The organism is Micromonospora sp. NPDC023966, assembly GCF_040639095.1.
Lineage (GTDB): Bacteria > Actinomycetota > Actinomycetes > Mycobacteriales > Micromonosporaceae > Micromonospora.
This window is the reverse complement of sequence record NZ_JBEZZJ010000068.1, coordinates 1-9504: the sequence shown is the minus strand read 5'-3', so window position 1 is coordinate 9504 and position 9504 is coordinate 1. Positions and strand designations below refer to the sequence as shown.

General features: G+C 72.4%; 9 protein-coding genes and 1 pseudogene. 6 read left to right on the top strand and 4 right to left on the bottom strand.

Translation table 11 applies throughout. The features are described from left to right. Positions 1–524, bottom strand: a 524-nt coding sequence (locus AB0F68_RS34830) for a hypothetical protein (protein WP_357346090.1), incomplete at its 3' end; no start/stop codon positions are given. Positions 525–1216: 692 nt separating this feature from the next. On the opposite strand from AB0F68_RS34830, the gene AB0F68_RS34825 reads away from it, so the two are divergent. Continuing rightward, positions 1217–1543 (top strand): hypothetical protein, encoded by a 327-nt coding sequence (locus AB0F68_RS34825; RefSeq protein WP_357346088.1) that lies wholly within the window; start codon positions 1217–1219, stop codon positions 1541–1543. After that, positions 1540–2193, top strand: coding sequence for a nucleotidyl transferase AbiEii/AbiGii toxin family protein (locus tag AB0F68_RS34820; protein WP_357346087.1), 654 nt, complete (start codon positions 1540–1542; stop codon positions 2191–2193). The genes AB0F68_RS34825 and AB0F68_RS34820 overlap by 4 nt, the downstream gene beginning before the upstream one ends. An 18-nt stretch (positions 2194–2211) precedes the next feature. On the opposite strand, the gene AB0F68_RS34815 is transcribed toward AB0F68_RS34820, so the two are convergent. Then, a complete protein-coding gene (locus tag AB0F68_RS34815) occupies positions 2212–3114 on the bottom strand; it encodes an SDR family oxidoreductase (RefSeq protein WP_357346085.1) in 903 nt (300 codons plus the stop codon). Positions 3115–3325: 211 nt separating this feature from the next. Here AB0F68_RS34815 and AB0F68_RS34810 point away from each other — a divergent pair, with 211 nt between their 5' ends. Continuing rightward, positions 3326–5116 (top strand): 5'-nucleotidase C-terminal domain-containing protein, encoded by a 1791-nt coding sequence (locus AB0F68_RS34810; protein ID WP_357346083.1) that lies wholly within the window; start codon positions 3326–3328, stop codon positions 5114–5116. A 64-nt stretch (positions 5117–5180) separates the two neighbouring features. Here AB0F68_RS34810 and AB0F68_RS34805 read toward each other — a convergent pair whose 3' ends face one another. Beyond that, complete coding sequence (locus AB0F68_RS34805) at positions 5181–5372, bottom strand: hypothetical protein (RefSeq protein ID WP_357346080.1); 192 nt, start codon at positions 5370–5372, stop codon at positions 5181–5183. A 75-nt stretch (positions 5373–5447) separates the two neighbouring features. Continuing rightward, entirely contained in the window at positions 5448–6614 is a 1167-nt protein-coding gene (locus tag AB0F68_RS34800) for a geranylgeranyl reductase family protein (RefSeq protein ID WP_357346078.1), read from the bottom strand. Between the two features lie 150 nt (positions 6615–6764). Between AB0F68_RS34800 and AB0F68_RS34795 the strand changes: the two genes are divergently transcribed. From AB0F68_RS34795 to AB0F68_RS34785, 3 genes and pseudogenes are all read left to right on the top strand, one after another. Then, entirely contained in the window at positions 6765–7001 is a 237-nt protein-coding gene (locus AB0F68_RS34795; RefSeq protein WP_357346076.1) for a hypothetical protein, read from the top strand. A gap of 71 nt (positions 7002–7072) precedes the next feature. Continuing rightward, positions 7073–8530 carry an MFS transporter gene (locus tag AB0F68_RS34790; RefSeq protein WP_357346074.1) on the top strand — a complete coding sequence of 486 codons (1458 nt, stop codon included), beginning with the start codon at positions 7073–7075 and terminating at the stop codon, positions 8528–8530. A gap of 151 nt (positions 8531–8681) precedes the next feature. Beyond that, positions 8682–9353, top strand: a pseudogene (locus AB0F68_RS34785) (alkaline phosphatase D family protein); the annotation flags it as partial. Positions 9354–9504 lie beyond the last annotated feature (151 nt).

Sequence of the window (9504 nt, the reverse complement as noted above, 5' to 3'; positions counted from 1 at the left end):
GGGTAGGCCGAGACCTGCACGGTCTGCGCGGCCTCGGTCAGCGGCATGTCCTGCCAGCCGTCGACCTGCTTCAGACCCTTCAGGAACGCAAGCGTCGAGTACTCAGGGTCGGTAATCTGCTCCGGCGAACCCCACCCGCTGGACGGGCGCTGCTGGAACAGACCCAGCGAGTCGTGGTCATTCTTGTCGCCGAGGTGGCCCAGGTTCTCCAGCTTCGACTCCTGCAGCGACGTGGCGATCGAGATGACCGCGGCCCGCTCCGGCAGACCGGCCTTCTTCGTCGCGGCGATGATCGCCTTAGCGTTGGCCGTCTGCTCGTCGTTCAGATCAATCTTCGACTGGGCGCCCTGCACACCATGCGGGATCAGCTTGCCCACGTCCGGCTTGTCGGCCTGCACCACCGCCGCCTCCGACAGCCCCGTCACCGGCGCCGCCTCATGATGATTCAGCGGACCCGCAGCCAGACCACCAGCGAACGCCAGACCAGCAATACCCAGCACACTCTTACGCAGCATCGTGTTCATGGGGGTTAGCTCCGTTCGGGGGTTGGCGCACACCCCGACCGGGGGAGGTCGGCAATCCGGTGTGCGCAAGCACCGTCAGGCGCTCTAAGAAAGTCATTCCGGGGGGATCATCAGCACGCGGGGCCGGGGAGCCACTTCGTCGCGCCGGACCATGTACAACGACCGGCCGCCCACCATCATTCCGGGCTCGGCACACCCACCTCGCGGGGCGGGCTGCCACCCCGCCAGGCGGGGCGTCTTCCTCAGCCGTTCACCCGGATACAACGACCCGCACCCGCCCGCCATTCCGCCGCCAGAGTGCCGCCGACCACCCCCACGAACCCGACACCCCGCCCAAGCCAGCCCGGCAGCACCCACCACTTCACTGGGGCAGCCCCACCTACCGCGACAGCGCGCCGTCGGTGGAACACCATGGAGGTCACCGGGCCCCGGAGACACACATGGCGTTCCACCCACCACCGAAGCACGGGCGGGAAACGGACATACGCCCCACACACCCGCCGGCCCGTCGCCGACCCGGAAGCAGGGTGATCCGGGCCAACCCGCCCGGCGGCGGGGCCGACCCGGACGAGCGCGTGCCACGGTCGGGATGGGGTGGTCGGCGGGTCACCCGGGCCGCCAGCTCGCCGTCCTGGCGGTGGGTGCGAGGTCAGGGCGATGGGAAAACGCGGGACAGGGGTTACCCTGACAGCATGTCGGCCACCAGCACCGCGTACCTCGCCCGGCCCGGGCGACCCGCCGTGGTGGCGCGCACCCTCGCCGAGCTCGCCGGGCCCACCCGCGGCATCGTCGAGCTGCCGGTGCGCCTGATGTGGAGCAGCGAGCGCGCCTTCGACCTGGCCGACCCCGACGACCTGCTCTGGATGTACGAGAACGTGCTGCGCGAGACCACCCGCGTCGAGGACCTGCGCGAGCTGATCGATGCCGGGACGCTGCGCCGGGTGTGGCCGCTGTTGAACCTGCCCCGGGGCGTACGCCTGGCGTGGGAGAGCCGGCACCGGGGCCTGCGCACCGCGTGACCCACCTGCACGACTTCTACCGGGAGGTGGCCCGGGTGGCCCTCGCGGCCGCCCGGCCCCACCGGTTCGTGCTCGGCGGCGGGGTGGCCTGGGCGGCGCACGGCCTGGTCACCCGCCCGACCGAGGACGTTGACCTCTTCGCCGACGTGGAGGGCGCGGCCGCCGCGGCGGCGGCCGGGGTGCGGACCGCCCTGGAGCGGGCCGGCTACCAGGTGGCCGACGCCGACCCGGACAGCGAGCTGGGTGAGCTCTTCGACGGCTACGACCGGGACCTGCGGGACTTCGTGGTGAGCCGGGACGGCCGGCAGATCCGGCTCAGCCTGGCCCGGCTCGACCGGTACCGCAGCCCCGTGGTGATGGACCTGGGCCCGGTCATGGACGTCCGGGACCTCATCGCCAACAAGACGGCCGCGCTGGTCAACCGCCGCGAGGTCCGCGACTACATCGACGTCTCGGCCGCGCTGGACCGGTACGCGGTGACGGAGCTGCTGGAACTGGCCCGGCAGGTGGACCCGGCGCTGGACGTCGAGGACGTCCGGGCGGCGGGCCGCTACCTGGACCGGGTGCCGGACCGCCGGTTCGCCCGCTACGGCCTGGACCCCGGCCAGATCGCCGAGGTGCGCCGCCGGATGGCCGCCTGGCCCCGCTGACCACCGGCGGCCGGCGGATCACCTGGTGAGCTTGCCCCCGGTCACGCCGAGAATCTCCCCCGTCACGTAGCTCGACTCCTGGGAGGCGAAGAAGACGTACGCGGGCGCCAGTTCGGCGGGCTGGGCGGGTCGGCCCATCGGGGTGTCGGTGCCGAACTGCTTCACCTTCTCCTCGGGCATGGTGGCCGGGATCAGCGGGGTCCAGACCGGGCCGGGCGCCACGGCGTTGACCCGGATGCCCCGGTCGGCCAGGTTCAGTGCGAGCGCCTTGGTGAAGTTGGCGATGGCCGCCTTCGTGGTGGCGTATTCGAGCAGCTGCGGCGAGGGATTGAACGCCTGGATCGACGAGCTGTTGATGATCGCCGAGCCCTCGGGCAGGTGCGGCACGGCCAGCTTGCAGAGCCAGAACATGGCGTACACGTTGGTCTTGAAGACCCGGTCGAACTGCTCGGTGGTGATGTCGAGGATGCCGTTGTCCTGCGACATCTGGAAGGCCGCGTTGTTGACCAGGATGTCGATGCCGCCGAGGTCGGACAGCGTCCGCTCGACCAGGTTGCGGCAGTTCGCCTCCTCCCGCACGTCGCACCGCACGGCGACGCCCTTGCGACCGGCCTGCTCGATCAGGCTCACGGTCTCGCGGGCATCGGCCTCCTCGTCGTCGCCGAGGTAGGAGATCAGCACGTCGGCGCCCTCCCGGGCGTACGCGATGGCGACCGCCCGGCCGATCCCGGAGTCACCGCCGGTGATCAGCGCCCGCTTGCCGGAGAGCCGGTCGCTGCCCCGGTACGACTCCTCGCCGTGGTCCGGCTTCGGGCCCATCTGCTGTTCGCTGCCGGGCGCCGGCTGCTGCTGGGCGGGTTGGCCCTGCTGCTGGCCGTACTGGCGGGTGGGGTCCTGCTGGGTGTACTGGTCCTCGCTCACCGGTTGCTCCCTCGCGCCGTCGTTCCTCCCCCGCCCTTCCCGCCGGACCGGGGGCGAAACGGCCGGTCACGTGCCCGCGCCGTCACACCGCGGTAGCCGGCGGCGCTGGTGGTGTGAGATACCTCGGGGCGATGTGGCATCTGTGACAGCCGGTCGTTATGGTGCGCAACGGCGCCCACGAGGCGCGTCCACCCCCATGGAAGGGCACCTCATGACCTCCTCCTCCGGCGCCTCGCGCCGCCAGGTGCTGGCCGTCGCCGCCGCCGCCGCGACCGCCCCCCTGATCGCCGGCGCTCCCGCCGAGGCCAACCCGAAGCCGTCGAAGACCTGGGACCTCACCGTCCTCGGCACCTCGGACACCCACGGCAACGTCTACAACTGGGACTACTACCGCGACGCCGAGTTCGACGACAGCAAGCACAACGACGTCGGCGTCGCGAAGCTGGCCACCCTGGTCAACCAGATCCGCGCGGAGCGCAAGGGCAGGGCGACCCTGGTACTGGACGCCGGCGACACCATCCAGGGCACCCCGCTGGCCACCTACTATGCCAAGCAGGAGCCGATCACCAGCACCGGTGAGACGCACCCGATGGCCAACGCCATGAACGTGCTGAAGTACGACGCCGTCACGCTGGGCAACCACGAGTTCAACTACGGCCTGCCGCTGCTCGCCACCTGGATCGGCCAGCTCGGCTTCCCGGCCCTGGCCGCGAACGCGATCAATGAGAAGACCGGCAAGCCGGCCTTCCTGCCGTACGTGATCAAGGAGGTCGCGCTCGGCGGGTACGACTCCCCCACCCTGAAGGTCGGCATCCTCGGCCTGACCAACCCCGGCGTGGCCATCTGGGACAGGGCCAACGTCGAGGGCAAGCTGGTCTTCGCCGACATGGTGGCGACCGCCGCCAAGTGGGTGCCGGTGATGCGGGAGCGCGGCGCCGACCTGGTCATCATCTCCGCCCACGGCGGCGACAGCGGCACCTCCAGCTACGGCCCGGAGCTGCCGAACGAGAACCCGGTCGCGCTGATCGCCGAGCAGGTGCCCGGCATCGACGCGATCCTCTTCGGCCACGCCCACAACGAGGTGCCGGAGAAGTTCGTCACCAACAAGGCCACCGGCGCGCAGGTGCTCACCTCCGAGCCGTCGAAGTGGGGCCAGCGACTGACCCGGATGGACTTTACCCTGACCCGGGAGAAGGGCCGCTGGCAGGTCGTCGGCAAGCGGTCGACCATGCTCAACACCAACACCGTGGTCGAGGACCCGGCCGTGCTCGCGGCCGTCCGCGGCCAGCACACCAAGACCGTCGGGTACGTCAACCAGGTGGTGGCGCAGTCCAGCGTCGAACTGTCCACCGTCGAGTCGCGGTACAAGGACACCCCGATCCTGGACTTCATCAACCACGTCCAGGCCGAGGTGGTCACCCAGGCCCTGGCCGGCACCGCGTACGCGGGCCTGCCGGTGCTGTCGCAGGCGTCCCCGTTCAGCCGCACCGCGGTCTTCCCGCAGGGCGACGTGCGGATCCGCGACGTGGCGGGACTCTACGTCTTCGACAACACCCTGGAGGCGGTCGTGCTGACCGGCGCCGAGGTGAAGGCGTACCTGGAGTACTCCGCGAAGTACTTCGTCACCCTCCCGGTGGGCGCGGCGGTCAACCCGGACACGATCAGCGACCCGGCCGTGCCGGACTACAACTACGACGTCATCTCCGGGCTCGACTACGACATCGACATCTCGAAGCCGGTCGGCCAGCGGATCACCCGCCTGGTGCTGCCGGGCACCGACACCCCGGTCGCCGCGGACGCGCAGTTCGTCATCGCGGTGAACAACTACCGGCGCAGCGGTGGCGGCAACTTCCCGGGCATCGTGAAGACCCAGGTCTACAACGAGCAGCAGGAGATCCGCCAGCTGCTCATCGACTGGGCGCAGGCCAAGGGCGTCATCGACCCGGCAGACTTCTTCGTGCCGAACTGGAAGCTGGTCCGCGAGGGCGTGCCGGTCTTCTGACCCGTACCACCTGTCGACGGGCCCCGGGTGTCGCACCCGGGGCCCGTCGCCGTCTCCGGGTCGGTCACCCGCCGGCCCGCAGGTCCCACTCGTGCTGCCCGCCGGTCGGATCGGGCCGGTCCCGGCGCGGCTCGGTCTCGCTCTCGGTCGACTCCAGCCGCTCCTCGGGACGCACCCCGGGTGGCAGTTCGCCGAAGCGGACGTGCCGCAGGAAGGCGTACTCCTCGTCGGTGAACGACTCGCGCGGTTCGCTCATGACCGCATTGTGCGCCCGTCCGCCCACCCGCCGCATCAACCGACCCGGCCCGCTGGGCCGCCCGTCGTGCCGTGACTACCGCGGGCCGGGGGCGGACCGCCCGGCCGTCTCCGGCCGCCACGGCGGCAGCCGGTCCAGCAGGGCCAGGCCGGCCCGCACCGGGCGGCGGGCCAGGACCCGCTCGAAGCCGACCTGCCCCAGGCAGAACCGGACGAACATCCGCCAGCCGGGCGGGGTCGCCAGCAGCGCGTGGAACACGTCGGGCCGCCGCGTGAAGACCTCCAGCAGCCGGTGCCCGGCCCGCATTTCCGGCACCAGCCGGCGCCGGACCTCCCGGTCGTAGGCGTCGAGGTCGCCGCCGGCCACCGCCTCGCCGGCCAGCCGGCCCGACCGCAACGCGAAGCTGATGCCCTCCCGGCTCCACGGCTCCAGCAGGCCCGCCGCGTCACCGGCGACCAGCACCCGGTCGCGGCGCAGCGGCGAGTCCTCCGCCCGGCACCGGGTCAGGTGCCCCGAGTCGTGCTCCGGGGTCACCCCGGACAGGCCCAGCCGGGCCACGAAGTCGCGCAGGTAGGCGCGCGTCCGCTCGCCCTCGCCCCGGCCGGCGATGACGCCGACGGTGAGCCGGTCGCCCTTCGGGAAGACCCAGGCGTACGAGCCGGGGACCGGGCCCCAGTCGAGGAGCACCCGCCCGCGCCAGCGGTCCTGCTCGGCCGGTGGGATCGGCAGCTCCAGCTCCAGCCCCAGGTCGACCTGCCGCCAGGTCACCCCGACGTGCCGGGCGGTCACGCCCGAGGAGCCGTCGGCGCCGATCACCGCGCGGCCGCGTACCGTGTCGCCGCCGGCCAGCCGTACGCGTACCTCGTCGGGGTCCTGCTCGACGGCGCGGACGGTGACGCCCTCGCGGACCTCGGCGCCGGCGGCGACCGCGGCGGCGCGCAACCGGTCGTCGAACTCCTCCCGGCGGACCATGGCCACCAGCGGCGCGGAGTGGCGGCGGGTGAACTGGCGTCGCCCGTCCCGGGTGAAGGTGACCCGGTCGACCCGGTCGTGCGCGGGCACCTCGATCCGGTGGGTGACCTCGGCCAGTGAGGTGCCGATCAGCCCGCCGCCGCAGGTCTTGTACCGGGGATGGGTGGCCCGCTCGACCACCAGGGTGCGGACGCCGGCCCGGGCCGCCGCGTGCGCGGCGGAGAGACCGGCCGGACCGCCACCGACGACGACGAGGTCCCAGATGATCACGCGTGCAGCCTAGGCCACCGCGCGGTCGACGCGCCCGGCACGCGCCCCCGCACGACCCCCCGATCGGGTGGGCATCATCGGACCCCGCCCGGGTAACCGCCGGGCGCAGGCCGCCCGCCGGTCGGGCGGTCCACGCCGAGGAGGGAAGCGATGCAGCAGGTACAGCTGTCTGCGGTCGAGGAACGGGTGTACCAGGCGGTGACCGCGCTGGAGGTGCGGGGGCACGTCCCCTACCCGGACCTGATCGCCCAGGAGACCGGTATGACCGAGGAGGAACTCCGCGAGCCGCTGCACGTGCTCACCGAGCGAGGGCTGCTGCACCGGGAGGACTCCCCGATGTCCGGGCTGGACTTCGGACCGCGGTGGTGCGCGCGTCAGATGACGTGACATCGTCGTTTGCCCCACCGGGTGCCGGGTAGCGATCGGGAATGCGTGATCGACGGTCAGCGGGGGGCACGATGAGCACGGACCGGTCGTCGACGCCGGTGGACGACACCGGGTCGGACGACCGGCGCCGCTGGAAGGCGCTGAGCGTCGGCCTGGTCGCGGCGTTCATGACCCTGCTGGACGTCAGCATCGTCAACGTGGCCGTGCCGTCGATCGACCGGGCCATCCACGCCACCCCCAGCGACCTGCAGTGGGTGCTGTCCGGATACGCGCTGACCTTCGGTCTGGTGCTGGTGCCGGCCGGGCGCTTCGGCGACGCGCGCGGCCGGCGTACCGCGTTCGTGGTCGGGGTGGCGCTGTTCACGGTGACCAGCGCGCTGGCCGGGATGGCCCGCTCGCCGGAGTGGCTGATCGCCGCCCGGCTCGTCCAGGGCGCCGCCGCAGGGGTGGTCAACCCCCAGGTGAGCGGCATGATCCAGCAGCTGTTCCGGGGCTCCGAGCGGGGCCGCGCGTTCGGCCTGCTCGGCGCCACCATCGGCATCTCCACCGCGGTCGGCCCGCTGCTCGGCGGGCTGCTGATCGAACTCGGCGGGGAGGAGCACGGCTGGCGCTGGGTCTTCTTCGTGAACATCCCGGTGGGCATCCTCGCCGTGGTGCTGGGCTGGCGGCTGATCCCGGCCCGTCCGGCCGGCCAGCCGGACCGGCACCGGCTGGACCCCATGGGGGTGGTGCTGCTCGGCCTCGGGGTGACCCTGGTGCTGCTGCCGCTGGTGCAGCGGGCGCAGTGGCGCGGCGCCGGCAAGTGGATGCTGATCCCCGTCGGCCTGCTCTTCCTGGCCGGCTTCGCGTTCTGGGAGCGGTGGTACGCGCGGCACCGGCCGCCCCTGTTCGACCTGCGGCTGTTCCGGTTCCGCTCGTACACGCTGGGTTCGCTGATCGGCCTGGTCTACTTCGCCGGGTTCACCGCCATCTTCTTCATCTTCACGCTCTACATTCAGGTCGGGCTCGGCTACAGCGCGCTCGCCGCCGGCCTGGCCATCACCCCGTTCGCGCTCGGCTCGGCGGCCGCCTCGGCGGTGGGCGGCCGGGTCGTCACCCGTTACGGCCGGCCGCTGGTCGCCGCCGGCCTGCTGGTGGTGGTGCTCGGCCTGCTGGCCACCGTGTGGGTGCTGCGGCACTCGCCGCGCCACTCGGTGCCGCTGCTGACCGCCGTGCCGTTCCTGCTCGCCGGGCTGGGCAGCGGCCTGGTCATCGCGCCGAACCAGACGCTGACCCTCTCCGAGGTGCCGGTGCCGCAGGCCGGCAGCGGCGCCGGCATGCTGCAGACCGGGCAGCGGATCGGCTCGGCCGCCGGCATCGCCGGGGTCGGCGCCTTGTTCTTCTCCTCGCTGGCCCACAGCCGGGGCGACTTCTCCGTCGCCTACCGCCACTCGCTCCTGCTGGCCGTCGGGATCATCGCGCTGGCCCTGGTGGCGGCGCTGGTCGACGTCTTCGCCGGTCACCGCCCCTCCGGCGACTCCCCCTCCTGACCGGTCGGTCACCCGGCGCGGTCGGCGTACCGCGGACGCCGGGCAGGACCGTACGTAGTGGAGGGCCGCCCGGGCGAACCGGGACGGAAGACCCGGTGAAATCCGCACGGCAGAGGCAGCGCGGGGCGCGTCGACGGCGGTGTCGGCGCAGGCGTCCGGCACCGCCGTCGACGACCCCGGCCGGACGATCACCGGCGACGCGCAGATGGCCTGGCTCAAGGCGGGGCTCTCCGGCTCCACCGCCCGGTGGAAGCTGGTCGGCAACCCCGTGATGATCGCTCGGCTGGACGTCGGCGCGCTGCCGTCCTGGCTGCTCGGCCCGCTCGCGAAGCTGCTCGGCATCCCGGAGAACGGTGCGGTGCTCAACGCCGACCAGTGGGACGGCTACAACGCCGACCGCAACGAACTGGTCGACCACCTCCGGGGCACCGGCACCAGGGACGTGGTCTTCCTGACGGGAGACATCCACACGTCGTGGGCCAACGAGGTGACCACCCGGTCCACGCTGTTCGAGCCGGCCGCGGCGGAGTTCGTCGTGCCGTCGGTGACCAGCGACAACATCAACGACTTCCTGAAGCTGCCCGCCGGCAACCCGCTGAGTCAGCTCGGCGCCGGGCTGATCCGCTCGACCAACCCGCACGTGCGCTGGGCCGAGCTGGACGGGCACGGGTACGGGGTGCTCGACGTGACCCCACAGCGCTGCCGGATGGACTGGTACCACCTAATCGACCGGACCAGCAGCACCAGCGGCAGCCGGTGGGTGGCCGGCTGGTCGGTGGGGACGGGCTCCTCCCGCCTGCGCGCCGAGAGCGCCCCGGTGTGAAGACGCCGCTGGCCGGCACCCCGTGTCGGGGTGCCGGCCAGCGTTGTTTGCTCGGGTCAGCTGTTCCAGTTGTGGGCGACGATGTCGGCGGCCTGCCGCTCCCACTGGGCGTAGGCGTCCGGGTAGGCCGAGACCTGCACGGTCTGCGCGG

What these genes read in the sequence shown, in the direction of transcription:
- AB0F68_RS34825 (WP_357346088.1), top strand. Translation starts at nt 1,217, where the DNA reads ATGTCGGCCACCAGCACCGCGTACCTCGCCCGGCCCGGGCGACCCGCC.
- AB0F68_RS34810 (WP_357346083.1), top strand. Translation starts at nt 3,326, where the DNA reads ATGACCTCCTCCTCCGGCGCCTCGCGCCGCCAGGTGCTGGCCGTCGCC.
- AB0F68_RS34805 (WP_357346080.1), bottom strand. Translation starts at nt 5,372, where the DNA reads ATGAGCGAACCGCGCGAGTCGTTCACCGACGAGGAGTACGCCTTCCTG.
- AB0F68_RS34795 (WP_357346076.1), top strand. Translation starts at nt 6,765, where the DNA reads ATGCAGCAGGTACAGCTGTCTGCGGTCGAGGAACGGGTGTACCAGGCG.
- AB0F68_RS34790 (WP_357346074.1), top strand. Translation starts at nt 7,073, where the DNA reads ATGAGCACGGACCGGTCGTCGACGCCGGTGGACGACACCGGGTCGGAC.